Genomic DNA, 25,700 nt, shown 5'->3' on the forward strand with positions numbered 1-25,700 from the left:
TCCCTTCACTCCAAACGTGTTGCGGTCAGTGCCAGCGGCGGAAAATCAACGAGGTGTTGACGCCACCAAAAGCGAAATTGTTGTTCATCACGTAGTCGTGATGCATCTGGCGGAATTCGCCGCGCAGGTAATCGAGTTTGCCGCAGTGCGGATCGACCTCGTCGAGGTTGAATGTGTGCACGTACAGGTCGCGGTTCATCATCTCGATGCTGAACCACGACTCCAGCGCGCCGCAGGCGCCAAGGGTGTGGCCGAGGAAACTCTTCTGCGAGCTGATCGGCATGCGTTCGCCAAACAAACTGCTGGTCGCCAGTGTTTCGGCAATGTCGCCCTGTTCTGTAGCGGTGCCGTGGCCATTTACATAACCGATGGCCTCCGGCGTCAGGCCGGCGTCTTCCAGCGCCAGTTCCATGGCACGGCGCATGGTCACTTGTTCCGGGCGTGTGGTGTGCTGGCCGTCGGCGTTGCTGCCGAAACCGACAATCTCGGCGTGGATGTGCGCACCACGCGCCAAAGCATGTTCCAGCTCTTCAAGCACCAGCATGCCGCCACCTTCACCGATCACCAGGCCATCGCGGCCCTTGTCGTACGGGCGTGGACTGGTCTGTGGCGCCTCGTTTTTCAGGCTGGTAGCGTAGAGCGCGTCGAAGACCATGGCTTCGGTCGGGCACAGCTCCTCGGCGCCACCGGCGAGCATCAACGGCAGGCGGCCGAACTTGATCGCCTCGTAGGCGTAACCGATGCCCTGGCTGCCGCTGGTGCAGGCGCTGGACGTCGGGATCAGCCGCCCGGTGAGACCAAAGAAGATGCTGATGTTGGCGGCGGTAGTGTGCGGCATCATCCGCACGTAGGAGTTGGCGTTGAGGCCTTCGGCCACCGAGTTGAGCAGCATGTTGCCGAACGCTTTGATCTCGTCGGTGCTGCCGGTGGACGAACCACAAGCGACGCCCATGCGCCCATCCTTGATCGATTCATTGCCGAGCAGACCGGCGTCAGCCAGCGCTTTTTCTGCTGCGCCGACCGCCAGCCGCGACACCCGGCCCATGCTGCGCAATTGCTTGCGCGTCCAGTGCGCAGGCACTGCAAAGTCATCAATCGGCCCGGCCAGGCGCGTGTTGAGTTCGCTGAAACGATCCCACTCGGCCATGCGGCGGATGCCGCTGCGGTTAGCCGCGAAGTTGCCGGCGATGGTCTCCCAATCGCTGCCCAGCGAAGTGATGCCGGCCATGCCGGTGACGACGACGCGCTTCATCAGCACAAGCCTCCGTTGACCGCCAGAACCTGGCGGGTGATGTACGAGGCTTCCGCCGACATCAGGAAATTCACCGCACTGGCGACCTCTTCCGGGGTGCCCATGCGTTGCGCGGGGATCATCTTCATCAACTCTTCCACCGGCACGTTTTCATCCAGCATCGCCGTGTCGATCAGGCCCGGTGCGACGCAGTTAACGGTGATTTTGCGCTTGCCCAGCTCGATCGCCAACGCCTTTGCCGCGCCAATCACGCCGGCCTTGGAGGCGCTGTAGTTGACCTGGCCACGGTTGCCGATCAGCCCCGACACCGAGGTTATGCAGACAATGCGACCAGCGGCACGGCGGCGGATCATCGGCATCATCACCGGGTGCAGGACGTTGTAGAAACCGTCGAGGTTGGTGCGCAACACCACGTCCCAATCGTCGTCACTCAGAGCTGGAAATGCGCCATCGCGGTTGAGCCCGGCATTCAACACCACGCCGTAATAGGCGCCGTGGCTTTCGACGTCGGCTTCCAGAATGGTTTTGCAGGTTTCCCGGTCGGCAACGTCGAATTGCAGGATGCGCGCCTTGCGCCCCAGTGCTTCGATTTCTGCCTGAACGCCTTGCGCTTCGGCTACGCCGCTGCGGCAGTGCAGGACGATGTCGTACCCGGCCTTTGCGAGGCGCAAGGCAATGGCGCGGCCGATGCCACGGCTGGAGCCGGTGACCAGTACGGATTCAGTCATCGTTCGACTCCTGTGTCTGTTGCAGATATTGATTGACCTGAGGCGGACGGAACACGTTCAGGCGTGCGCTGGCGTGAATGCCGGCGCCGTTGATATGGCATTCGAAGACGCCCATGCCGTTTTCATCTTCCAGCGAACGCAGACCATGGATGGTCAGTTCGCTGCCGGCGGGAAACGCTTCGACGTTGCACTCGAACTTGCGCGTACCGAGCAGAAAGCCCAGCTCCACCGGATTGCCTTTCTGCCGCGCGTGGCAACCGGCAAATGCGGCGACGCTCTGCGCCATCAGTTCGATGCCGACCCAGGCCGGCAGGCTGCCGTCGGGCAGGTTGAACAGGCCATCAGGCTGGACCGTCAGACGGGTGTAGATCTGCTCCTCGTCAAAGCTTGAGATGCTGTCGATCAGAATCATGTCGCCCGCATGGGGCAGCAGTTCGGCGAGCGGCCAGGGGATCATGGGGCGTCTCCGATAATCAGGCTGACGTTGTTGCCGCCGAAGGCAAACGAGTTGCTCATCAGGTAGCGGGGTGCAATGGACGTCAGGCGCTCGCTCGCGGTCACCCACTTCAGCGGTGGCAGCGCGGGATCGGCCTGAGCGTCCCAGACGTGCGGCGGCAAGGCGTGATCGGGGTTGTTGGCGCTCAGGCTCAGCCAGCAGAACGCCGCTTCCAGAGCACCGGCCGCGCCAAGGGTGTGGCCGGTCATCGGTTTGGTCGACGAGCACGCGACGCCTTCGGGAAACAGCGCGGCAACCGCCAGGCTTTCCATGGCGTCGTTGTGTTGGGTAGCGGTGCCGTGCAGGTTCAGGTAGTTGATCTGCGCTGCTTGCAGATGAGCGCGGCTCAAGGCTTTCTGCATCGCTTGCAGGGCGCCGCGCCCGGTCGGTTCAGGGGCAGAAATATGATGGGCGTCGGAGCTGGCGCCGGCGCCGAGCAAGGCAATGGCCGGGCCTTTGCCCTGTTGTTTGCTCATGACAAACAGCACCGCCGCTTCGCCGATATTGATGCCGCTGCGGTTGGCCGAGAACGGATTGCAGCGCTCGTCGGACATCGCTTCGAGTGACGAGAAACCGTTGAGGGTCAGTTTGCACAGGCTGTCGACGCCGCCGCACAGCACCGCGTCGCACAGGCCCAGATCAAGCAAACGCTGAGCGCTCATCAGTGCCCGGGCGCTGGAGGTGCACGCCGTGGAAATCACATACGCCGGGCCGCTCAGTTGCAGCCAGTCGGCGAGGAAATTGGCCGGGGCGCCGAGTTCCTGTTGGCGGTAATCGTATTCCGCCGGGAACTGCTGCTCGCGAATGTAATGCGCCAGGCCACGGCTGGCCTCGTCGATGCCTGAGGTGCTGGTGCCGAGCACCACACCGATGCGCTCGCGGCCGAAGGTGTGGATCGCTTCTTCGATGTCATCGCGAATCTGCAGCGCCGCTTCCAGCAGCAACTGATTGTTGCGGCTGCGCTGATCGGCGAGTTCTGCCGGGATCGGCGCCAGTTGGCCTTGTACGGCAGCGACGGGCAACTCACGCTCCGCCACCCAGCCGGACTCGCGGCGCATGCCCGAGCAGTCGCCGGCGAACAGGTTGCGCGCGACGGCTTGTTTGTCGCGGCCCAGCGCGCAGATCACGCCGAGGGCATTCAGGTAAGCGGTCATGGCGTCGGTTCACCCAACGGAGAAACGCGGTAGTGCGGGCCTTGAGGCAGGTTCAATTCGAAGCTCAACGGTTGTGAATAACGGATATCCCAGCGCGCCGGCAGGGCGCGTTGCTGGCCCTGTTGCAGTGCGGCGGGGTAATTGCGCAGCAGCTCGCCGGACGGGGTCAGGGCGAACAACAGCGCGGCAAACAGTTCTCGGGCTTCGGGGTTCGGCGGCAGCAGCCCATCGGCCTGCCAATGGCCGTCGATCAGTTGCTGCCGCGCTTGGGGAATGCCCAGCGGGTCCATCATCGACCAGCGAATGCCCGGGCCTTCGCGCTGGATCACCAGCAGCCAGTCCTGGCGTTGTTCGGCTTGCTGACGTTCGATGTGCAGTTGCAGCGGCAGCGGGAGTGTTGGATTGCCCGCCGGCAACGGCGCCTGGCTGGCGCAGGCACTCAGGAGGACAAATACCACCAACATTAGCCACGCCACAAACCTTGTGGGAGCTGGCTTGCCAGCGATGGCGTCGGCACATCGAGCATTTTTGTTGACTGACACACCGCTATCGCTGGCAAGCCAGCTCCCACAGGGTTTCGGGTGTGCAGGTCGATAGCTTTGCATCAGAAAGTACCTTGCAGCGGCTTGCGCGCTACCACGTTGACCAGCGTTTCCTCACGCTGCCCGAACGGCTTGGGTTTGCGTAAGCCAAACCGCTCCAGCAAACCGAAATCCTTCGACCGGCTCCACCACAGATACGGGTACGAGACATTCTTCCCGGCAAACTCGAAACCCTGCCCACGAATCATCTGCAGATACTGCGCCGCACTCTTTTGCACGTGCATCGGATGACGGAACAACCAGCGGATCACCCACGTATCAATGTAAGCCTCGGTGGATTCGGCGAACAGCAGATAGCCACCCGGTTTCAGCACTCGATAAAACTCGGCGAGGGCTTTTTCCTGCTCGACCAGATGATGAAAAGTCTGATGGCAGAACAGCAGATCAACACTGGCGTCCGGCACATTGAGCGTCGCGCAATCACTGCCGATCAGCTCTACATCGAGGCCCAGACGCGTCGCTTCTTCAGCGCTCAACTCCAGGCTGTGCGGATCGGCATCAACACCGATCAAACGCTGTGGCGCAAAGGTCTGGCGCAGATGAGCGAACGACTTGCCCTGGCCACAACCGGCGTCCAGCAGTACCGGGTTCTGCGGCAGTGCTTCACTGAACAAACCGCGCAAATCATTGATCGCCACCCGCAACACATGGTGCTGCCAGGTGTGGCTGCGCAGGAACCAGAAACCGAAGCGGGTTTCCTCGACGTAGCTGTCGCTCAAGTAGTTCATGTGGCGTCCTTTGCACAGAGTTCGGAAATCATCTTCAAGCGGCGGCGGGCTTCGCTGACGAACGGGTTGCGTTCATCCCAGGCGTAGCCGGCGAGGATCGAACAGATCATCCGACGGATTTCCGCCTGGCTGTCTTCATAAAAAATCACGTCCTGAAAGGTGCCGGCGTACCAGCCCTCGACGTAGCAGCGGAAGGTGTCGACGCCGCGCTTGAGCGGCTCAGCGAATTCGCTTTGCCAGTCGACGGTTTCGCCCTGCAACTGACGGTGCAAAACCGCTGCCGCCATGCTCGCCGAGCGCATGGCGATGGTCACGCCGGAGGAGAACACCGGGTCGAGAAATTCTGCCGCGTTGCCGAGCAAGGCGAAGCCCGGCCCGTGCAGGGATTTCACATTGGCGGCGTAACCGCCGAGCGTGCGTGCGGGGGTGTCCCACACAGCATTGTTCAGAACGCCGGCAAGGCTCGGGGTTTCGGCGATGAAGCTGCGCAGACAGGCATCCAGATCGTTGTCGCGACCCTTGAAATGTTCCTCGGCGGCGACCACGCCCACCGAACAGCGTCCATTACTGAACGGGATCGTCCAGAACCAGACATCGCGATGCTCTGGATGGGTGGTGACGAGGATTTTTTCGCGGTCGAACGCCGGGTTGTCGATGTGATCTTCGACGTGGGTGAACACCGCTTGGCGCACCGGGAAGTTCGACGGCGCTTCCAGATCCAGCAGCCGCGACAACACGCGGCCGTAGCCGCTGGCATCAAGGACGAAATCCGCTTCGACGCGATAGTCGCTGCCGTCCTCACGGCGCACGTCGAGGTGCGGTTTCGTCCGGTCGAAATCGACGCTGACGATGGCATCGCCGTAGCGGATTTCCGCGCCTTGCAGCGCCGCTTGATCGGCCAGCAGTTTGTCGAAATCGGCGCGTTGCACCTGAAACGTGGTCGGTTTGCCGCCGGTAAAGGTGTCACCGAAATCGAAGGCGCTGTAACGCTCGCGCCAGGCGAATGCGGCGCCGGTCTTGCGCTGGAATCCGGCGGCATTGACGGCGTCGAGCATGCCGGCTTCTTCGACGAAATCCAGGCAATGGCTGAGCAGGCTTTCACCGATCGAAAAGCGCGGAAAATGCTGGCGCTCGATCACCAGCACATCGTGGCCCTTGCGCTTGAGCAACGCCGCAGCGATGGCGCCGGAGGGACCGGCGCCGATGATCACGACCTGACGGGATTCCATTTCAACGATTGGCACGTGAGCTCCGGGGCAAAGGATGTTGCAGATTCAATGGCGCGCGATGCAGGCCGATCAGGGCCGGTAGCAGCGTCGCGATCAGGCCCATCAGCATCAGCGCGAAGTACAGCGCCGGGGTGATGAGCTGTTGTTGCAACAACAAATTGAGAAAGACGATTTCGCTCAGGCCGCGAATATTCAGCAGCACACTTTCGCGCCAGCGGCTGGCGCCTTCGAACGAGGCGCCGGCCCAGCCGAGGCCGAGCCAGTTGCCGAGCAGTTTACTGGCAATCGGCAACAGCAACAGCGCCGCCCATTGCAGCGGACCAAGGCTTGCGAGGGCACTGTGCACGTCGATCTGGACGATGCCGAACGTCAGGATCAGCGGGATCGCCAGCCACGTCTGCAAACGGCTCATCCAGCGCGCCGGTAATGGCAGCACCAGCGGCACTTTCAGCGCGGCCATGCATAGCAGGTAGCCGATGCCGAAGATCAGCGCGTTGAGTTTGTAGTGCTCGGCCATTACCAACAGCGCAAAGAAACCGAGGCTGTAGGTCAGCGGTCGACGCGCACGCAACAGATGCAACAGCAACGGCACAAGGGCGAGAGCCAGCGGCAGCAGCAGACTGCTCAGATGCAGACTGCCCTGGGCGAGGCCGAACAACGTCCAGCAGGTCAGATCGATGAGGATCGCGGTCTGCACCAACCGGCGAGTGGCGGCGGGCGGATAATCGATGTGGCGCAGATACAGGTACAGCACCGGGATCGCGGTAATCGCGAACACCAGGCCGATGGCCAGCGAGTTGAGCCACGGTTGCGCCGGCAGCAGCCAATAGGCAGCGGCCAGGCCACAGGCAAACGGCACGAGGAAACTCGGCACAGCGATTTTCACGCTCTGGCGATCGAGTTTCAGATCGATCACATCACTGAGGATATGCCCGAGCAGCAGGGCAAAACTCAGGCTGTAGAGGTTTTTCAGCCAGTCAGGCGCAATCAGTTGCGCGCCACTGAGCTGCCAGCCCGGTTCGATCCAGAAGTACATCAGCAGCGGCAAGCCGAAGCTCGCCAGCAGCAACTGACTGACAATCGGAATCAGACCGAAGTGGCGCCCGATGCGAGTGGCCACGGCGAACAACGCCAGGGCCATGAACCAGAAGGCGACGACCATCATGCTGCCGGCTCCACGACTGTCGCGGTGTGTTCGTGACGCCCCGCCCACGGTGCGAGCATGAAGCTGAACGCCAGACCGAGGCTCACCGACAGACCGAAGTTGCTCACCGCCGGCGTGCTGGAAACCGCCAGCAAACCGAACGACAGCCACGTCGTCACAGCCGCCAGCAGGGTGCCGAGCAGGCTCACCGCCGCGCCGCCGACTTGTTCACGCATGAGAATCGCGTAATCAACGCTGATCGCCGTCACTAGCAGCAAGCCGAACAGGCTAAACAGGGTCAGCGGCTGACCAAGCCAGCCAAGGCTGGCCAGGCTGCACAGCGCAGCGAGCAGAGGCAGGGCGACAATGCGCAGCGCGCCGCCGAGACCAAAGGGCAGCATCAGCACCAGCACGATCAGTGCGCAGGAGGCGAGTTTCAGTTCTGCGGCGCTGATTTGCGTCGCCGCAAAGACTTCATTCAACTCACCGAGGCGATCGACCAGCGTCACCCCCGGCAAATCCAGCGCCTGCACGCGCAACAGTGCCGGGTTGTTCAGGCCTTGCAGACTGGTCATTGCCGCTACGCCGTCTTCGCTGGGGCCAAGCCAGAGCGTGCGATAAGGCTCACCAAGGGGACCGGCCAGTGCCGCGTCGATGTCTTCGGCGGGCACGGCCTGCAATTGCTGTAGTTCGGTTTGCAGCGCGGCGAGCGGTACGCCGAGGTCGAGCAGTGGCTGCCAGTATTGCGGCAGTTTGTTCAGTGCCTGACGTACCTGTTCTTGCTGGTTCGGTGGGCTGACCAGTCGATCGAGGGCCAGATAGCCTTGCAGCTTGTCGAGGTTGACCAGTTGCTCCAGACGCTCGCTCAGCGCGGCCTGACGCTCGAGCAATTGCTGCTGATTGTCGGCGCGCACGAGGAAAAACTGGCTGGTCGGCTGATAGCCGGTGATGCGCGCGATGGCCTGCGCTTCGTCGGTCAGATGTTGTGGTGCGCCGACCCATTGGCGGATGTCATTCTTGCTTTGCAGCTGCACCAGACCGCCCACACAGAAGGCGATCAGTAGTGCCAGCAACACCGGCGTGCGTACGCGTTCGAGGAGTTTTTCGCGCAGGTTGACCATGCGCTCGGCCAGATGCAGCGGCCATTGCGCGGGGCGTAGTTCGACGTTTTTCAGCAACGCCGGCAACAGGCACACCGCCGACAAATAGGCGCCGAGCAAGCCAGCGGCGGAGAACACCGCGATTTGCGTCAACGCCGGGAACGGCGTCCACGCCAGTGCCAGATAACCGATGGCGCTGGTGATCAGGCTCAGGGTCAGCCCGGACAGCGTCAAACGCAACGCCGGCCAACTGCGCCAAGGCTTCAGGCTCCAACTCTTCGACAAATAGTGCAGCGGATAATCCACGGCCACGCCGATCAGGCTAGAGCCGAGCACCAGCGTCATCACATGCATGTGGCCGAACAGCGCCACACACGCCACCGCACCGAACAACATGCCGACCAGCACCGGCACGAACGCCAGCAACACGCGCCAGCGGCGGAAAGCGAGCAACAGCAGCAAGAGAATGCCCACCGTCGCACCACCACCGACCCAGGTCATTTCGCGCGTGGCTTGCTGCTGACCATTGGCCGCGTAGAGCAAGCCGCTGGCGGCCAGCAATTGCACGTCGGATTTCGCCGCCTGCTCGCGGCTGGCTTGCAGCAATGCCGCGACTTGCAGCGGCAGGTCCATGTCGAAAGCATTGCCGGTGGTGCGTGCACGCAGCAGCACCCAGCTCTTGCCGTCCGCATCGGCAATCAACGCGCCGCTGCCGATGTCCAGTTGCACCGAACCGTGCTGCGGCTGGCTGTTCTGAATGCGCCCGGTCAGGCCCAGCCAGTCATCCTGACTCGGCACCAGACTGAAACCGCTGAACGGATCGAACAGGGCCTGCACGCGTTGTTGAATGAATGCGTCTGGGTGTTCGATCAGCAGTTGCCGGTCATCCGCCGAGAGCATCGCCAGTCGCCCTTGCAGCAGTTGTGTGCGCAGCGCTGGCAGGTCTGCTTGCAGGTTCCACTGCACCTTTTCGAACAACCCGCTGGCCTGCCATTGCTCGCCTAGCGTCTGCGCCATGGCCACCGCTAGCTGGCGGTCGGCGTGGCCGACCAGCACCAGCATTTCGCGATTGAGCGGTTCCTGCATACGCTGCTCGGCGCGCTGTTCGAGGGCGTCGGGGTGGGTGCCGGGCACCAGTTCCATCAGGTTCGCCGACAATGGCGCACCGTCACGCCACTGCCAACCGGCCAGAGCGACGACCGCCAGCAGCAGAATCAGAAACAGCCAGGGCAGCCTGCGTTCACTCGGCAAAGTCATGTTGCTCCGCGTCGTTCAACGGTTGCCCGGCGGTGCTGTCCTGCATGCGCAGCACCGTGCTGTCGCCCTGGGTTTCCAGCAGTTCGATGGTCTGCACCAGCGTGCCGCCGTCGATATTGATCTGGTTGAATACTTGCTTGAGCAGCAGCGAGCGCGGGGTCAGCGTGAGTTTCCACTGCTGTGCGTCGCCGCTCAGGGCCAGTTCGAAGTCGCGTTGCAGGCCGCTGCTGTCGCCTTGCAGCACGGCGAGGAACAAGCGGTTCTGCTCGGCCCCGGCGCTCTTGTTCGGCAGCAGTTGCCAGCCGTTGCCGTCACGCCGGGCGATGCCCTTGGCGGTGATGCGGTAGTCCTGTTGCAGCGGGGTCTTCAGCAGCCAGAGCAGGCCGTGGTTTTTCGCCAGAACAAAACTGCCCTTGCTGATCAGCGGCTGCGGTAATGCACGCAGGTGTTTTTCCTGAATGAACTGACCGTGGATCACGTCCGGTTTCGCCAGTTGCTCGCTCAGTTGTAGCAGGTCGAAGGCGTTGGCCAGAGAGGACATCACCAGCAGCGCCAGTACACTCAAGCCTTTAACAAAAACATTCATCGCAGCATCCTTTCCACGGCATCGGTGAAGACCTTCGGTGAAGCCAGTTGCATCTCGCGGCTGCTCACTTCGACGGCAACCTGCACCGAGCTGGCACGGGTGAGGCGTTCGCCGCTGTGCAGGTCGGTGATCAGGTAATTGATCTTCAGACGGTTTTCCCATTCGACCAGACTGGCGCGCACATTCAGGCGCTGACCGAACACCGCGCCGCGCACATAGCGCAGTTGCAGGTCGATGATCGGCCAGGCATAACCGGCCTCGACCATGTGCGTGTAGTTGTGGCCGATCTTGTCGAGCAGCGCGCAACGCGCCACTTCGAGGTATTTGACGTAATGGCCGTGCCAGACGACGTGCATGGTGTCGACGTCGAAAAACGGTACGAGGATTACCGTGTCGGCGTGAAGCACTCCGGCGCTACGCATGCAGCCTCCAGTGTTGCGCGGCGATGCGTTGCAGGCACAGACGCAGCTCGCCTTCCAGGGCGCGGTCTTCGATCACCGGCGGGAAATCCTTGGCCAGTTCTACGTGCATCGCCGCCAGCGATGGCGGCAACGGTCGCGCGTCTTCGGCCTGAGCGCGCAGCCACACGCCTTGGTTGGCGGCGAGCAGGGTGGCGGCAGCGACTTGTTCGGTCAGCTCCAGCACACGGATCGCATCGCGGGCGGCGATGGTGCCCATGCTGACTTTGTCCTGGTTGTGGCACTCGGTGGAGCGCGAGAACACGCTGGCCGGCATGGTGTTTTTCAGCGCTTCGGCGGTCCATGCGCTGGTGCCGATCTGCACGGCTTTGAAGCCATGGTTGATCATTGCGCGATCCGCCGGAGCACCGGAGAGGTTGCTTGGCAGACCGTGGTTGTAACGCTCATCCACCAGCAAGGCGAGTTGCCGATCGAGCAGATCGGCGACGTTTGCCACCAGATTTTTCAGGCTGTCCATGGCGAACGCGATATGCCCGCCGTAGAAATGCCCGCCGTGCAGCACGCGTTCGGCTTCTGCGTCGATGATCGGGTTGTCGTTGGCGCTGTTCAGTTCGGTTTCGATGAATGAACGCAGCCAGTTCAGGCTATCGGCCAATACGCCGAGCACGTGCGGGGCGCAGCGCAGCGAGTAGCGATCCTGCAGGCGATGCAGCGGCGCGGTCGGCGCGTCGATCGCCAGATCCTTGCGCAGCCACGCGGCGACCTGCATTTGCCCTGGATGTGGTTTGGCGGCGAACAGACGTTCGTCGAAGTGCTCCGGATTGCCTTGCAGCGCGACCACATTGAGCGCGGTGATGCGCGTGGCCAGTTGCAACAGATAGTCGGCACGGGCGAAAGCGAGGCAGGCGAGACCGGTCATTACGGCGGTGCCGTTCATCAGCGCCAGCGCTTCTTTCGGGCGCAGTACCAGCGGTGTCCAGCCGAGTTCACGATGCACATCGGCAGACTGGCGACGTTCGCTACGGAACATTACTTCACGTTCACCGGACAGCGTTGCAGCGACGTAGGACAGCGGCGTCAGATCACCGCTGGCGCCGACCGAGCCTTCTTCAGGGATCAGCGGCAGGATGTCGTATTCGAGGAACGCGTGCAGACGCTCCAGCAACTCCACGCGCACCCCGGAGACGCCATGGCACAACGACTGCAAACGCGCCGCCAACACCGCGCGGGTGGCTTGCGCGTCGAGCAGTTTACCCAGCCCGCAACCGTGGAAGGTGTAGAGGTGACGCGGCAGGGCCTCTACGTGATGCAGCGGCACCGCGACCACGCAGGAATCGCCGTAACCGGTGGTCACGCCGTAGATCACGCCTTCCTTGTCCAGCAGCGAATCGAGGAACCGCGCGCCCTTGGCGATGCGCTCGCGATAGTCGGCGTCGCTCTGCAATTGCACGGGCGCCTGACGGTTGGCCAGGGCCAGCACGTCTTCGATGCGCAAAGGGCGTTCGCCGAAGGTTACCGGCTCATGGGTTGGCGTCGTCATCGGTCTTCCAGAAAGGGTAAAAGTTGAACCATTGTTGCGGCGCTTCGAGGCAATAGTGACTCAGGCGCTGCGCATAGCGGGTGGCCCACTGATGAATGACCTGCTCGCGCTCGCTGCGCTTCCACACCACGGCATCGGCGAAGGGCTCGAGAGTCAGGCGATAGTGGCCGTCCGGTTGCTTGAGGCACATCAACAGGTTGACCGGGCATTTGAGCAGGCCGGCGAGCAGCCACGGCCCTTGCGGGAACGGCGCCGGATGGCCGAGGAAATCGACGGTCACACTGCGCCCGCCATGCAGCGGCACGCGGTCGCCGGCAATCGCCAGCCACTCACCGCGCTCCAGGCGTTCGTGCAGTTGCAGCATGATCACCGGGTCGAGTTCGCTGACCTGAATCAGGCGCAGATTGGTCGCCCCGGCCTCGCCCAGCAAACGGTTGAATTGCTCGGCGTGCTTGGTGTGTACCAGCACGTTCATGGTGACCTTTTCGCCGATCTCCGCCAGTGCGCGACAGACTTCCAGATTGCCCAGGTGCGCGCCGACCAGCAGTTGTCCGCGACTGCCGCGCAGCTGATTGCGCAGCAGCGCCGGGTCGATGATTTCGATTTGTTCGATACGCAGTTTGCCGTTCCACACGTCGAGCTTGTCGAGCATCGAATCGGCGAATGCCATGAACTGGCCGAACACCCGCCAATGCGTCGGGCGCAACACGTCGCGCTGACTCCATGCGGCCAGGCGTTGCTGGTATTGCCAGGCGCTGTGTCGCGCGGTGCGGCCAAACAGGAAGAAGTACAGGACGATGCCGTACAGCAACGGGCTGAGCAGGCGTCGGCCCAGGACCTTGGCGGCGAACGCGGTGAATTTCATCAGCAGGAAGCTGCCGCGCTCTTCGCGGTCAGCCCAGTGCTTTTTGTCGGCTTCGCCGGTCATGTTCGCCACCGCCGCCAGAGGATCACCGGGAAGCGCAGCAACATGCCGAGAAACAGCCGTGTGTGCATGCTGGAAATCAGTGCGTTGTCATGGAACAGACGGAAGTGCGACACACCGTCCAGCGGATAATGCACGCTGGTTTGCAGCCAGCGCATCGGCTGATTGCGCCACGACAGGCGCACGAGAATGTCCGAGTCGAAATCCATGCGCTTGCCGACTTTCGCCGAATCAATCACCGCCAGCGTCGGGGCGAGCGGATAGACACGGAAACCACACATTGAATCGCGGATCTGCAGCGACAGCGTGTTGATCCAGACCATCACGTGGGTCAGGTAGCGCGCGTACAAACGACCTTTCGGCACGCTGTCGTCGAACAGCGGATAACCGCAGATCATCGCCTCGGGATGGGCACGGGACTCGGCGACAAAACGCTCCACATCGTGCAAGTCGTGCTGGCCGTCGGCATCAACCTGTAGCGCATGGCTGAAGCCCAACAGCGAGGCTTCGCGCAAACCGGTCATTACCGCGCCGCCCTTGCCCTGATTCGCGGTCAGGCGTACCAGATGCACGTTGTCGCGCTCGGCCAGTGCGTCGAGCACTCTGGCACAAGAGAGCGTGCTGGCGTCGTCCACCAGAATGCACGGCAGGCCTTGCGCGAGCAGGGCGTCGACCACGGTGCCGATCGCAGTTTCGTGGTTGTAGACCGGGATCACGGCGCAAGGGTTATGCATACGTTTTCTCCACTGGAAGACCGCGATCCCTGTAGGAGTGAGCCTGCTCGCGATTGAGTGCGCAGCACTCACCAAGGTCAACCATGCTCTACACCCAAAAGAATCCGCCCACTGGAACAGGTCGCCGTGTCATTGCGATAAGCGAAATACAATTTGCCGCGCTCAGGATCAAAGCGCAGGTGCAGCTGAATTTCATCCCCAGGCCGCACCAATTGCTGGAACTTCAGCACTTCCATCCCGGCAAACGGACCGGTCAGATTGAGCAGTTGGCGACCGAGGTTCAGTGCCCATTCCACCTGCACCACGCCGGGCAATACCGGGGCTTTAGGGAAGTGACCACTGAAATAAGCCAGGTCCGGCGGCACACTCAGTTGCAGACTCCATTCACCCTCGGTCTCGACCTGCGACAGCACTTCCGGCGCTTTCGCTCGCGGGGCCATCAGCAGCGCTTCGATATCGGCCTGCGGCAGTTTGCCTTGGCTGTTCAACGGTAATTGCCGCACCAGCCGCCAACGTCGCGGTAAAGCCAGGGCTTCACAGTGTTGGCGCAAATGCTGGCGCAGGGTTTCGGTCAGGCTGCGGCGACCGTGCTCACGCAAGGCAAACAGGCCGGCCTCGCTGAGCACCAGTAGAGCACCGAGAGAGGCGCGATTTTCCTGGACCACGCCCAAGCGCGCTTCGGCGACCCAGTCGTGGTCAACCAAGGCTTGCTCAAGCATGGGCAGCGAGATGCGTTTTTCTTCCAGTTTGACGATCCGGTCCAGCCGTCCGAGCAGTTCGAAGCGGCCATCGATGCCGATGCGCGCGGCGTCAGCGGTGTGCTCGACGTGCCCGGCAGGCAAGTAAGGTGAGGCGATCAGCAGGGCGCCGTCGCTGTCCTGGCTCAGTTGGACACCGGCGAACGGTTGCCACAGTAGTTGGCCCTGACGCCAGGCAATGCCGCCGGTTTCCGAGCTGCCAAGGATTTCCGTCGGCCATTGCTGCAAGCGTTGCTGCAGACTTTGCGCAGCTTCGACCGGCAACGCACCGCCGGAGGAAAACACCCGGCGCACGGCGCTCAGGGCCGGCCAGTCGAGGTTGTCGCCCATGCGTTTGAGTAACGCCGGGCTGGCCACCCACGCAAAGGCTGGATGTTCGCGGCTGGCACGCTGCAAGTCTTCGGGGAACGCCAGTTGCTTGCGCACAAACGGGCGCCCGGCACACAGCGGCCACAGCACGCGAAACAGCAAACCGTAAATATGCTGGGTGGCGACGCTGCCGATGATGCAGGCCTCACCGAGATCCGCGCCCCACAACTGTTCCAGTGCTTCGACCTCGTTGGCCAGTTGGCGCAGGGTTTTGTCGATGCGCTTGGGCTCGCCGCTGGAGCCGGACGTGCACAGGCTCAGGCGGCACTGGTCGAGGTCCAGTGCGGCGCCTGCTAGCGGCGGCTGCTGAACGTCGCTCAGTTGCGCGTCATCGGCTTGATCCGTCAGCCACAGATCGACCTCAGCCGACCAGCGCTGGCGGGTTTGCGCTTGCAGGTCCGAGGGCAGCAGAACACTCACACCTGCACGCCATGCACCTAGCAATGCGATGGCCAGTTCGGCGGCATCTTCCAGGTGCACAGCCAGACGTTTCACGCCTTGCGCTTGCAGACCGGCGGCAACGCTCAGCGCCTGCTCGCACAGTTGCGCATGTTCGAGGGCCGGTGCGTGGCTGATGGCCCGCGCCGGCACAGGCTTGAGCAACAGCTGCTCAAGTTTTATCCAGTTCATGTACGGCCTCTTACCCGTTGTCGTATCAGCCATTCAATGGCAAACATCAGGCCGATCAATCCATAGGAGATCAGGCCGGTGTACAACATCCACCAATTCAGCGGCGCCCACAGGGTCAGCAGGGCGGCGCATAAACCGTTGCAGAAGAAAAACACGCTCCAGGCCACGGTGACCTTGCGCGTATAGCGAATCGCAATATCCGGTAGTTCTGGCTCACGCAAGCGCGCCAGGCGCTCCACCATCGGCGGGCCGTATTTCAGGCTCAGGCTGAACAGCACCAGCATGAAGCCGCTGATCAGCACCGGGTACCAACGCAGCAACAGCGGACTGTCGAACAGCGCCAGCAGCAGGCAAAAGGCGATCGCCACACAGGCCATCCACAGGCTGCCGGGTTTACGTTCACCGGTCAGCGCTCGCGCCAGCCACAGGCTGCCCAGCAGCAGACCGAACTGCCACGGGGCAAAATGCTCCATGCCGAAATACACCGCAAAGGGGTACAGCAGACCGGCCAGCAGCAGGCCGAGGCCGATCAATCGGCTCATGCGGCCGGTTGAACCAGACGGTAGACCGCCTCGACCACGTCGCCGACGGTACGCACCGATTTGAACTCTTCGGCGGCGATTTTCTTGCCGGTCTGGCGCTTGATGTGATCGATCAGATCGACCGCGTCGATGCTGTCGATTTCCAGATCCTGATACAGGTTGGATTCCAGGCTCACACGGGCCGGATCCAGTTCGAACAGCTCGACCAAGGCATCGCGCAGGGTGTTGAAAATATCGTCACGAGTTTGCATGGTCCGGTCTCAAGCTGCCTGTTTTGCCGTGACGAACGCCGCAAGGCTGGCCACGTTGGTGAAATGGTTACGGGTGTCTTTGGCGTCGGCATCGATCTTGATGCCGTATTTTTTCTGGATGGCCAGACCCAGTTCCAGCGCGTCGACGGAATCCAGGCCCAGGCCTTCGCCGAACAGCGTTTGCTCGTCGCCGATGTCGTCGACGCTGATGTCTTCGAGGCCGAGGGCGTCGATGATCAGCAGTTTGATGTCACGCACCAGGCTAGGGGTGTTCAGATCGCTCATCTTCGGCGAGCTCCTTAATAAAATATGAGTGCAAATAATCGTTGAGCTTGCGCGAGGCTTGTGGTGCAGGGCCTTGCGCGGCGAAGGCTTGTGGGTCTATATCGGCCCCGACGCGAAAACTGAAGTGCACGCGGCGGCTGGGGATCCGGTACCAGGGTTCGGCTTTGGTCAACGTGGTCGGGCTGACCTTGATAATCACCGGCGTGAGGATTTTCGCACCGCGCAGGGCAATCGCCGCAGCGCCCCGATGAAAGGCCGGCGCCTGACCGGGCTGGGTGCGCGTGCCTTCCGGGAAAATGATCAGGGTCTGGCCGTTTTGCAGGGATTGGGCGGCAGCATCGAGCATGTCCATGCTGCCGTCGTTGCTGATGTATTCAGTGCTGCGCAACGGGCCACGGGTGAAGGGGTTTTCCCACAGGCTTTTCTTCACCACGCAATTGGCCTGGCGCACCAGACCGATGAGGAACACCACGTCGATCAGCGACGGGTGATTGGCGATGATCATCTGTCCGGGTCGCCCGAGACGTTCGGCGCCCTGAATGTCATAGGTCAGCACACCGGTGCGGGCCATGAACCGGACGAAAAACCAGAACAGCCGGCTGACGGTCTGCCGCGCGCGTTGGCGATGCGCAACGGCGTCACCGGGCAGGCAAGCCAACAGCGGAAACACCAGCACACGCAGGCACAGCCCGCCAAGCCCGAACAGGGCGAAGCTTGCGGCGGTGGCCAGCAGGCGCCAGTAATAGGCATCGCGGTTTTTTTCGGTCACGGGTTGCGTTGCCAGGTCCATACACGATTTTTCCAGGCATGTTGGCAATGGGTTTGCTGGCCGAGCAGGGTTTGCAACAGATTGAGCGCGTGGGGCCAGTGAGCTTTTGACCGTGTTTCTGTGGTGCTGTTCAGGGTCAGCCGCCAGTCGGTACCGGGGGTGAGCAAAAGGCCGAGTGCGTAGGGAAACGGCACGTCATCGATCCACGCTGAATAGGCTTCGGGCGGTTGTTCTTCGGTGATTACCAACAGCACCGCCGGGGCGCCTTCATTGAGTAGCGCCGCTGCTTCGAGCATGCCGTGCTCAAGGCCGTCGCCGGCCGCGGCGAGGGCGGTCATCTCACTGGTTTCGCCACGCATGATCGACCACAGACCGATGATCGCGTTATGTACGGACAGGCTGAACTGGGTCGGCGACAGCGGCTGTTCGGTCGCCAGATCACTGAGGATGTCGTAAGTCCGTGGGGTTTCACCGTGGCGCGAGACGAACACCAGCGGCAGGCTGTCCCGCCCGTCGGCCAGGGGCCAGCCAACGCTGAACGCCATGCGTGCCAGACGACTGAGGCGGCGGCGCTGCATGGCCGGCAAAAACGACACATCGGGCGCGGCATCGCTGCGCTGGAGTACGACCGGTTGTCGGCTCCAGGCCTGCCAGGCGTCCACGCTGTCGAGCCCGGGAGCCCACGCGCGCCATTGGGCGATGTTGAAGTTGATCACGGACATTCATCCCGCCCCTGCGGGCATTTGTTGACGCGTTGAGTGGCCAGAGCCGCAGCAGGCTTGACGTGGCGCATGGCGCCGGGTGGCGCGCATTATCCCGGTGCGACGGGTGTGTAGCAAATGCTGGTTACATTTTGCGCAACGAAATGTACCGAGTGGTTCGCAAGAAAACTGTCACTTGGCCATTATCCAGATCGTGAGCGGCTTGTCTGTCGGGAATCTCGGCGATCAATGGCGGCGATTGCCCTATTCGTCCGCGGATATTTGCACCTGACTCTGTAGTCCATGTCCATGAAGGTAGCGAAGCGAGGTCGCGCGCATCTACACTCGGTCATTCTTTGATACACGGAGGTTTTGTCATGCGGCGCGTGGTGTTCAATCAGAAAGGTGGGGTAGGCAAGTCCAGCATTGCCTGCAATCTGGCGGCGGTCAGCGCCAGCGAGGGTTATCGCACGTTGTTGGTCGATCTCGATGCCCAGGCCAACTCCACTCAGTATCTGACCGGGCTCACCGGCGACGACATTCCGATGGGTATTGCCGACTTCTTCAAGCAGACCCTGTCTTCCGGGCCGTTCTCGAAGAAGAATCAGGCGGACATCTACGAAACGCCGTTCGATAACCTCCACATCATTACCGCCACCGCCGAGCTGGCCGACCTGCAGCCCAAGCTCGAGGCCAAACACAAGATCAACAAACTACGGAAGTTGCTCGATGAGCTGTCCGAGGATTACGACCGGATTTATCTTGATACGCCGCCGGCGCTGAATTTTTATGCGGTATCGGCGTTGATTGCTGCGGATCGCGTGCTGATCCCTTTCGATTGCGACAGCTTTTCCCGTCAGGCGCTGTACGGCCTGATCGCGGAGATCGAGGAGTTGAAGGACGACCACAACGAAGGCCTGGAAGTCGAAGGCATTGTGGTCAACCAGTTCCAAGCCCGGGCGAGCCTGCCGCAGCAGATTCTCGATGAGCTGATTGCCGAAGGTCTACCGGTGCTGCCGGTGTACCTGACCAGTTCGGTGCGCATGCGCGAATCGCATCAGGCCAGCATGCCGCTGATCCACCTCGACCCGCGCCATAAGCTGACCCAGCAATTCGTCGAACTGCACAACTTGCTCGAAGATCACTGATCTTCTGAGCTACGCAGAACCCTGTAGGAGTGAGCCTGCTCGCGATAGCACCCTTTCAGTCACTCAAGTGTTGGCTGACAGGACGCTATCGCGAGCAGGCTCACTCCTACATTGCTTTACGGTGTGTCAGATGCCTTGGCTACGCAGCCACGCCATCAACTGCGGCAACGGCAACGCACCACTCTGCCGCGCCACTTCCCGGCCGTTACTGAAAAGAATCAGACTCGGAATCGAGCGAATCCCCAACTGCGCCGACAACTGTTGATTGGCCTCGCTATCAAGCTTGGCCAAGCGGCACTTGCCGGCCAGCTGCGCCGCCGCCTGCTCGAACACCGGCGCAAACGACTTGCACGGCCCACACCAGTCCGCCCAGACATCCACCAGCAACGGCAGATCACCCTTGATCTGACTGGCGTAATCGCCTTGCTTGAGTTCGAAGGGTTTTTTCAGCAGCACGGCGGATTTGCAGCGTCCGCACTTGGGCTGATCCGCGAGGCGCTCGGCGGGGATGCGGTTGAGGCCGTTGCAGGAGGGGCAGGGGATGAGGAGTGGGGTGGTCATGAGCGAAATCCGGAATTGAGCTGATAACACCTAGTTGGAGACGTTTGCTCATATTTTCAATCGTGCAGGCTCTCGCGTTGTGCCTAGGCTGAAGACGCAGCAGGCCAATCCATTGGTCTGCCTAGTGTTATCGCAACTTGCGATATTTTTGGTTTGTGATTAACTCCCCATAGCAGAATGCGATAAGGATGTTGCATGCATGTGTTCAGTGAAAAACCCATTCGACAGGCCAAGGAGCAATGGCCACAAGCAGCAAGTGCTCTGGCGCAGTGGTTTCGTTTGGCGAGCAGAATTTATCCAAAGGATTTTTCTGCGATGAAATCGATATTTCCTGCGACCGACAAGGTTGGCGAGTTTCATGTCTTCGATATCGGTGGCAATAAATTGAGACTGATTGCTTTTGTCAGTTACCGCTCTCAGAGACTCTACATAAAGCATGTGATGGATCACCGCGAATATGACCGCGGTAAATGGAAGGAGGGTAGGGTATGAATGCTTTGATTAAAACGGTTGTCGAGCACTGGGAATTTGTCTCTCCAGTGGTTCGGAAACCGAAAAACGAAGACGACTACGATGCTTTGGTATTGGCAGTCGACGAACTGCTGGAAATTACCGGCGATGATGAGTCGCACCCGTTGATGAGCTTGGTCGACATCATCGGTGACTGGATCGAAGAATGGGATCACACCCATCACCCCATGGCCCAGGCAAGTGGCGAAGAGGTTCTCGGTTACATGATGCGTGAGCACGGCCTGACTCAGAGCGACTTGCCGGGTGTTGGTACTCAGTCGGTTGTTTCGGAGATTTTGAACGGCAAGCGCAAGCTTAACTTGCGCCAGATTCGTTGGTTGGCAGAGCGCTTCAATGTGCCAATCGATGTGTTTACCTGATGCTGGTTCAAGACGAACAACTGATCTCCAAATGCTTGCCCCACTCCGGTGGCCGCTCGGCATAAGCCTCCATCCCCGGCTGCTCTTCAAACGGTTTGCTCAGCACTGCATGCAGCCGGCGTACCTCCGAGTAATCCCCTTGCTCTGCCGCATCGATGGCCTTTTGCGCCAGATAGTTGCGCAGGATGTACAGCGGATTGACCGCGTGCATGCGGGTGCGGCGCTGTTCCTGATCGGCGTCGCCATCGCGGGCAACGCGGGCGATGTAGCGTTCGCCCCAGGCGTCAAAGCCCTTGATGTCGACGAAATCGTCGCGCAAACGGGCGACGGCTTCTACGGCGGACTCTGCACCGAGTCGGCGGAAGAACAGCGTGTAATCAACGCCGCTGTTCTGCATCAATTGCAGCAGGTTTTCCAGCAGCGTTTGGTCGTCATCTTCAGCTGTGGTGAGGCCTAAACGGCGGCGCATCAGGTCGAGGTAGTGCGCCTGAAACAGTGGCAAGTACAAACCGAGAGTTTCGCGCAGGGCTTCAACGCTGATGAACGGCGTCAACGCTTGAGCCAACGCACTTAGGTTCCACTGGCCGACCGGCACCTGATTGCTGAACGAGTAACGGCCCTGATCATCCGAATGGTTGCAGATGAAGTTGGCGTCGAAATCGTCGAGAAAGGCGAACGGGCCGAAGTCGAAGGTGATGCCGAGGATCGACATGTTGTCGGTGTTCATTACGCCGTGGCAGAAGCCGTAAGCCTGCCATTTGGCGATCAGCTCGGCGTTGCGCTCGACGATTTCACGGAACATCGCCAGATACGGTTCCGGTTGCTCCAGGCACTCGGGGAAGTGCATGGCCAACACGTGCTCGCCGAGCTGCTTTTGCTGCTCGGGGCGTTTGGTGTAATAGAAGTATTCAAAGTGGCCAAAGCGGATGTGGCTCGGCGCCAGGCGCAGCACCATCGCCGCGCGCTCCTGCTTTTCGCGCCAGACTGGGGTGTCGGAGCCGATCACGCAGGCCGCGCGCGAAGAAGGAATGTTCAACGCGAACAAGGCTTCGGAGGCAAGGAATTCGCGGATTGACGAACGCAGCACCGCACGGCCATCGCCCATGCGCGAAAACGGCGTCTGCCCGGCGCCCTTCAGGTGCAAGTCCCAGTGCTCGCCGGCCGTGTTGTACACCTCACCCAGCAGCAAACCCCGGCCATCACCCAGTTGCGGCGTGTAGCCACCGAACTGATGCCCGGAGTAGACCATCGCCCGCGGTTCGGCATCGGCCCACAGCTTGTGGCCGCCGAACAGTTCAGCAAACTCTTGGGTTTCGGCGGTCGCCGGGTCGAGATCGAGCAAAGCCAGTGCCGCCGGGCTGGCGACGACCAGACGCGGATTGTCGATCGGCTCGGGCAGCACGTGGGCGGAGAAGGCATCGCCCAGGCGGGCGAAGCGATTGTCGAAGGTCAGTTCGTCGAGGGCTTTCAAGGGCCGGCTCCAGCAGAATGTCCGAGCATTCTGCTGGGTATAGGCCGGTTAGTCGAGTTTGGCCGGCGGCGGCTCTTGCAGCGGTTTCTGATCGTCGGCGATCGGCACGATGGTTTTGGTTTCCGGCTCGATCGGCACCATCTTGTATTCCTGACCGTGAAGGTTCTTCAGGTAAACCTCCATCTGGCGGAACGAGATGTTGATGTGCTGCTTCTTGAACTCGCGGTTGATGAAGCGGTTGACCTCATCGAGCACCGGGTTGCGGTCACCGAGGTCGCGCACGTGCATGCGCAGTTCGTGGTCGAGAGTGCTTTCGCCGAAGTTGAGGAAGTACACGTGCGGCTCGGGTTCCTTGAGCACACGCGGGTTCTCGCGGGCAGCCTTGAGCAGCAGTTCCTTGACCAGATCCAGGTCCGAGCCGTAATCGACGCCGAGTTTTAGCGTGACGCGGGTGATGGTGTCGGTCAGCGACCAGTTGATCAGTTGCCCGGTGATGAACGTCTTGTTCGGGACAATGATGTCCTTGCGGTCGAAGTCGGTGATGGTCGTGGCGCGGATGCGGATCTTGCTCACCGTGCCCGACAGGTTGCCGATGGTGATGGTGTCACCGATTCGCACCGGGCGTTCGAACAGAATCATGATGCCGGAGATGAAGTTCGCAAAGATCTCCTGCATACCGAAACCGAGGCCCACCGACAGCGCCGCCACCAGCCATTGCAACTTGTCCCAACTCACGCCGAGGGTCGACAGGGTCGAGACGAAACCGACACCGGCGATCACATACGACAGCAACGTGGTGGTCGCGTAGGCACTGCCCTGAGCGAGATTGAGCTTGGACAGCACAAACACTTCGAGTAGACCGGGCAAGTTGCGCGCGAGGGCGAAGGTGATGCCGATGATGATCAGCGCGCCGAGCATGTCGCCGATGCTGATCGGCACCATGCTCATGTTGGCACCGGTGCCGCTGGTGTATTCGTAGAGAGTGATGTTGTCGAGGTAGGAGAACACCGAAATCAGATCCGACCAGACCCAGTACAGCGCCGCGATGAAGCCGCCGAGCAGCGCCAGACGGATCAGGCGCAGGGACTGTTCGTTGACCTTTTCGATGTCCAGCGTCGGCTCTTCGATCACCGCTTCGCCGTCGCCGGCCTCTTTCGCCGCCTGCCGTTTGGCCAGGGCACGCTGGTAGGCCAGACGTCGCGCGGCAACGCTCAGGCCGCGCACGAAGGTGGCTTCGATCACCAGCCAGAACATCAGCAGGTACAGGGTGTTGATCAAGCGGTCGCTGAGCTTCAGCGCGGTGTAGTAGTAGCCGAAGCACACCGCCACGAACAACGCGATCGGCAGCAGGGTGAACATCACGCCGACGGCTTTGCGGAACAGCGAAGTGTTTTCGTGGGCCGGGCTGCTGATCAGCAGGCGGCTGAGCAGCCAGGCCATCAGGGCATAGCAGGTCAGCACCACCGGCATGCCGAGCACGTCGTCTGCCAGTGCGGCCGGCTGCAATTCGGCGACGGCAACAATGGTCACCAGCGCCATGACCACCAGGCCTAGTCGACGGATCCAGCCTTGCAGGAACTCGACCTGCGGCTTTTCCCAACGGAAGTGCAGTTCCGCCACGCCGCCCGGCGCCAGAATCCGGTAAGCGGTGTAGAACACCAGCCACGCCTGACCCATTTGCAGCAAAGCCGCGCCCATATTGGCGTTCTGTCCACGGGCATCGATTTGCAACGCCAGACCGCAGAGTGCCAGGCCCAGCGCCACCGGCATCGCCAGCAGAATATTGATCAGGATCGCCTGCGGGGTGTGCCATTGGCTGTCACGCTTGAAGTGACCGATGTCCTGGTGAACCTTGTTAAGCCGCGCGTACAGATTCTTGCGCCGCCACAGCAGGGCGCCGATCAACAAGGCCAAGGGCAGGAACAACAACGGTCGCTGAGTCAGGCCGTCAGTCAGTTCACTGAGGCTGGATGCCCATGGCAAGGTGTCGACCTGGCGTTTCAGGCGCTCCGGCACCGCGCGCATCCATTCCAGATCCAGCGGCTTGTTGCTTGGAATCCAGAACATCTGCTCATCGAGCGTCGCACGCAGACCCTGCGCGGTGCTCAGCAGTTGTTTCTGATTGAGTTGCAGGGTGATCGACTCGTTGAGCATGGCGCTCAGTTCGCGGTTCAGCCGCTCCAGCAGATCGGCGCGGGTGTTGGCCAGATCCAGCAGGTTTTTGCGCAATTGCGGGGTGACCTGCTCCGGCGGCTGCGTCGATAGCAGGTTGTCGACATAGGCGGCCGGATTGCTCAGTTGCTCACGCTGCTGGCTGACGTCGAATTGCCACAGGCGAATGTCGGCGATCTGATCCGCCAGATCGCGGTCGACTTTGAGACGTGGCAGGGCTTGTTTCTGTTTGTAGAGAATCTTCGACAGCAGCAGGCTGCCCTTGAGCACGCTGATCTGCTCGTCCAGCGCTGAATCGCTCTGGGTCAAGCTGTCGAGCTGTTGTTTAGTCTGCAGATTCTGCTGGGTGACTTCGTTGAGGCGGTCAGTGCTTTTGAGCAGGTAGTCGGAGAGCTTGAGATTCGCCGTGCTTTCGATGGCCAGCAGACTGCTGCTACCGGCCTTCTGCGCTTCGATCGACTGTTGGGTAACGGTTTCCTGCGACTGCGCCAGACGCTTCTGGTTGATCAGGGTTTGCAGTTCCTGGATCTCGCGGTCGAGGCGATCGGACTTCTCCGAAAGCAAGTCATGCTGAGCATTGCCCAGATCCTGCAGCTGGCTATTGCCGGCCAGCTCCTGACGACGCAGCGGGATCAGCGCATTCAGCGCCGCCAGTTCGGCGTTCAACTGGTCGCGCTGCTCAGCGGTGACGGTTTTACCCGCGTCCTTGCCGGATTTGAGGATGTTGTTGATCTGCTGGATGCGCGTCTGGCTGGCGGATATCTCCGCTTGCGCGCGCTCGGGGCGAGTCTGCGCAGTGATGATCAGGCTGTTAGCGTCGGCGAGGGCTTTCTGCAGGTCACTTTGCTGAGTCGAGCGATCGGTGAGGATTTGCTCCAGTTGCTGAATCGACTCCTTGGGAAAACGCTGCGCCACCGACACCACGGCGTTGGCTTTGAGGCGGGCCAGCTCGCGAGTGTTTTCAATGGTCTGCTTGGGGGCGGTCGCCAGTTGCTGCTTGAGATCGATCAGTTTCTGTTCGTAATCACGCTGATTGTTCAGCTGATTGAGCGTGTTCTGCAGGACGGTCTGCAGGGCCTTCTTATCGGCATCCGGCAGTTTGCTGTCGGCGAGTTTGTCCAGGCTGGCCTGCACGGCGTCGCTGGAGGGCGGTTCGGCGGCGTAAAGCGGGCCGACAGTGAGACTCAGGCCCAGCAGGGCCGCGACGAAAAAGGAGCGCAGGGTAGGCATAGAGACCGGTCAAACAAGTGATAGTGGAC

The 25,700-nt window shown here is 61.3% G+C and carries 26 protein-coding genes; 3 read left to right on the top strand and 23 right to left on the bottom strand.

Going from position 1 to position 25,700, the window contains the following annotated elements:
* Nucleotides 1-25: 25 nt before the first annotated feature.
* The 20 genes from LOY43_RS02075 to LOY43_RS02170 form a co-directional block, all read right to left on the bottom strand.
* Entirely contained in the window at nt 26-1,252 is a 1,227-nt protein-coding gene (locus tag LOY43_RS02075) for a beta-ketoacyl-ACP synthase (RefSeq protein WP_095047217.1), read from the bottom strand.
* Entirely contained in the window at nt 1,252-1,980 is a 729-nt protein-coding gene (gene fabG, locus LOY43_RS02080; protein WP_258709127.1) for a 3-oxoacyl-ACP reductase FabG, read from the bottom strand. The genes LOY43_RS02075 and fabG overlap by 1 nt, the downstream gene beginning before the upstream one ends.
* Nucleotides 1,973-2,437 carry a hotdog family protein gene (locus LOY43_RS02085; RefSeq protein ID WP_095047219.1) on the bottom strand — a complete coding sequence of 155 codons (465 nt, stop codon included), beginning with the start codon at nt 2,435-2,437 and terminating at the stop codon, nt 1,973-1,975. Before LOY43_RS02085 ends, fabG begins: the two co-directional genes overlap by 8 nt.
* Nucleotides 2,434-3,630: a beta-ketoacyl-[acyl-carrier-protein] synthase family protein gene (locus tag LOY43_RS02090; protein ID WP_258709128.1), complete on the bottom strand. Its 1,197-nt coding sequence runs from the start codon at nt 3,628-3,630 to the stop codon at nt 2,434-2,436. The genes LOY43_RS02085 and LOY43_RS02090 overlap by 4 nt, the downstream gene beginning before the upstream one ends.
* A complete protein-coding gene (locus LOY43_RS02095; protein WP_309475310.1) occupies nt 3,627-4,094 on the bottom strand; it encodes a hypothetical protein in 468 nt (155 codons plus the stop codon). Before LOY43_RS02095 ends, LOY43_RS02090 begins: the two co-directional genes overlap by 4 nt.
* A gap of 140 nt (nt 4,095-4,234) precedes the next feature.
* Nucleotides 4,235-4,960 (bottom strand): class I SAM-dependent methyltransferase, encoded by a 726-nt coding sequence (locus tag LOY43_RS02100; protein WP_095047222.1) that lies wholly within the window; start codon nt 4,958-4,960, stop codon nt 4,235-4,237.
* Nucleotides 4,957-6,204, bottom strand: a complete 1,248-nt coding sequence (locus LOY43_RS02105; protein WP_258709130.1) for an NAD(P)/FAD-dependent oxidoreductase — start codon at nt 6,202-6,204, stop codon at nt 4,957-4,959. The genes LOY43_RS02100 and LOY43_RS02105 overlap by 4 nt, the downstream gene beginning before the upstream one ends.
* Entirely contained in the window at nt 6,191-7,354 is a 1,164-nt protein-coding gene (locus LOY43_RS02110) for a sodium:proton antiporter (RefSeq protein ID WP_258709131.1), read from the bottom strand. Before LOY43_RS02110 ends, LOY43_RS02105 begins: the two co-directional genes overlap by 14 nt.
* Entirely contained in the window at nt 7,351-9,690 is a 2,340-nt protein-coding gene (locus LOY43_RS02115; RefSeq protein ID WP_099757790.1) for an MMPL family transporter, read from the bottom strand. Before LOY43_RS02115 ends, LOY43_RS02110 begins: the two co-directional genes overlap by 4 nt.
* Nucleotides 9,674-10,276: an outer membrane lipoprotein carrier protein LolA gene (locus LOY43_RS02120; protein ID WP_258709132.1), complete on the bottom strand. Its 603-nt coding sequence runs from the start codon at nt 10,274-10,276 to the stop codon at nt 9,674-9,676. Before LOY43_RS02120 ends, LOY43_RS02115 begins: the two co-directional genes overlap by 17 nt.
* Nucleotides 10,273-10,698 carry a thioesterase family protein gene (locus LOY43_RS02125; RefSeq protein WP_258709133.1) on the bottom strand — a complete coding sequence of 142 codons (426 nt, stop codon included), beginning with the start codon at nt 10,696-10,698 and terminating at the stop codon, nt 10,273-10,275. Before LOY43_RS02125 ends, LOY43_RS02120 begins: the two co-directional genes overlap by 4 nt.
* Nucleotides 10,691-12,235: a histidine ammonia-lyase gene (gene hutH, locus LOY43_RS02130; protein WP_186621263.1), complete on the bottom strand. Its 1,545-nt coding sequence runs from the start codon at nt 12,233-12,235 to the stop codon at nt 10,691-10,693. The genes LOY43_RS02125 and hutH overlap by 8 nt, the downstream gene beginning before the upstream one ends.
* On the bottom strand, nt 12,216-13,163 hold the full coding sequence (locus LOY43_RS02135) for a glycosyl transferase (protein WP_095047229.1): 948 nt from the start codon (nt 13,161-13,163) through the stop codon (nt 12,216-12,218). The genes hutH and LOY43_RS02135 overlap by 20 nt, the downstream gene beginning before the upstream one ends.
* Nucleotides 13,160-13,894 (bottom strand): glycosyltransferase family 2 protein, encoded by a 735-nt coding sequence (locus LOY43_RS02140; protein WP_220557426.1) that lies wholly within the window; start codon nt 13,892-13,894, stop codon nt 13,160-13,162. The genes LOY43_RS02135 and LOY43_RS02140 overlap by 4 nt, the downstream gene beginning before the upstream one ends.
* Nucleotides 13,895-13,971: 77 nt before the next feature.
* Complete coding sequence (locus LOY43_RS02145; protein WP_258709134.1) at nt 13,972-15,651, bottom strand: acyl-CoA synthetase family protein; 1,680 nt, start codon at nt 15,649-15,651, stop codon at nt 13,972-13,974.
* Complete coding sequence (locus tag LOY43_RS02150; RefSeq protein WP_093430103.1) at nt 15,648-16,193, bottom strand: hypothetical protein; 546 nt, start codon at nt 16,191-16,193, stop codon at nt 15,648-15,650. The genes LOY43_RS02145 and LOY43_RS02150 overlap by 4 nt, the downstream gene beginning before the upstream one ends.
* Complete coding sequence (locus LOY43_RS02155) at nt 16,190-16,444, bottom strand: acyl carrier protein (RefSeq protein WP_007909503.1); 255 nt, start codon at nt 16,442-16,444, stop codon at nt 16,190-16,192. Before LOY43_RS02155 ends, LOY43_RS02150 begins: the two co-directional genes overlap by 4 nt.
* Nucleotides 16,445-16,453: 9 nt before the next feature.
* Entirely contained in the window at nt 16,454-16,729 is a 276-nt protein-coding gene (locus LOY43_RS02160; RefSeq protein ID WP_194935841.1) for a phosphopantetheine-binding protein, read from the bottom strand.
* Nucleotides 16,707-17,519: a 1-acyl-sn-glycerol-3-phosphate acyltransferase gene (locus LOY43_RS02165; protein ID WP_095047232.1), complete on the bottom strand. Its 813-nt coding sequence runs from the start codon at nt 17,517-17,519 to the stop codon at nt 16,707-16,709. Before LOY43_RS02165 ends, LOY43_RS02160 begins: the two co-directional genes overlap by 23 nt.
* Complete coding sequence (locus LOY43_RS02170; RefSeq protein ID WP_095047233.1) at nt 17,495-18,220, bottom strand: beta-ketoacyl synthase chain length factor; 726 nt, start codon at nt 18,218-18,220, stop codon at nt 17,495-17,497. Before LOY43_RS02170 ends, LOY43_RS02165 begins: the two co-directional genes overlap by 25 nt.
* A gap of 356 nt (nt 18,221-18,576) precedes the next feature.
* Between LOY43_RS02170 and LOY43_RS02175 the strand changes: the two genes are divergently transcribed.
* Nucleotides 18,577-19,347, top strand: a complete 771-nt coding sequence (locus tag LOY43_RS02175; protein WP_034152927.1) for a ParA family protein — start codon at nt 18,577-18,579, stop codon at nt 19,345-19,347.
* 126 nt (nt 19,348-19,473) lie between these two features.
* Here LOY43_RS02175 and trxC read toward each other — a convergent pair whose 3' ends face one another.
* Nucleotides 19,474-19,908 carry a thioredoxin TrxC gene (gene trxC / locus LOY43_RS02180; protein WP_258709135.1) on the bottom strand — a complete coding sequence of 145 codons (435 nt, stop codon included), beginning with the start codon at nt 19,906-19,908 and terminating at the stop codon, nt 19,474-19,476.
* A gap of 195 nt (nt 19,909-20,103) precedes the next feature.
* On the opposite strand from trxC, the gene LOY43_RS02185 reads away from it, so the two are divergent.
* On the top strand, nt 20,104-20,400 hold the full coding sequence (locus tag LOY43_RS02185; RefSeq protein ID WP_095047235.1) for a type II toxin-antitoxin system HigB family toxin: 297 nt from the start codon (nt 20,104-20,106) through the stop codon (nt 20,398-20,400).
* Nucleotides 20,397-20,798 carry a type II toxin-antitoxin system HigA family antitoxin gene (locus tag LOY43_RS02190; RefSeq protein WP_095047236.1) on the top strand — a complete coding sequence of 134 codons (402 nt, stop codon included), beginning with the start codon at nt 20,397-20,399 and terminating at the stop codon, nt 20,796-20,798. The genes LOY43_RS02185 and LOY43_RS02190 overlap by 4 nt, the downstream gene beginning before the upstream one ends.
* A gap of 7 nt (nt 20,799-20,805) precedes the next feature.
* Here LOY43_RS02190 and selO read toward each other — a convergent pair whose 3' ends face one another.
* Together selO and mscK are read right to left on the bottom strand one after the other, a co-directional pair.
* Nucleotides 20,806-22,269 (bottom strand): protein adenylyltransferase SelO, encoded by a 1,464-nt coding sequence (gene selO, locus LOY43_RS02195; RefSeq protein WP_258709136.1) that lies wholly within the window; start codon nt 22,267-22,269, stop codon nt 20,806-20,808.
* A gap of 48 nt (nt 22,270-22,317) precedes the next feature.
* Nucleotides 22,318-25,671: a mechanosensitive channel MscK gene (mscK, locus tag LOY43_RS02200; protein WP_095125321.1), complete on the bottom strand. Its 3,354-nt coding sequence runs from the start codon at nt 25,669-25,671 to the stop codon at nt 22,318-22,320.
* Between the last annotated feature and the right edge of the window lie 29 nt (nt 25,672-25,700).

It is taken from the genome of Pseudomonas sp. B21-041 (assembly GCF_024748675.1).
Classification (GTDB): Bacteria; Pseudomonadota; Gammaproteobacteria; order Pseudomonadales; family Pseudomonadaceae; genus Aquipseudomonas; species Aquipseudomonas neuropathica.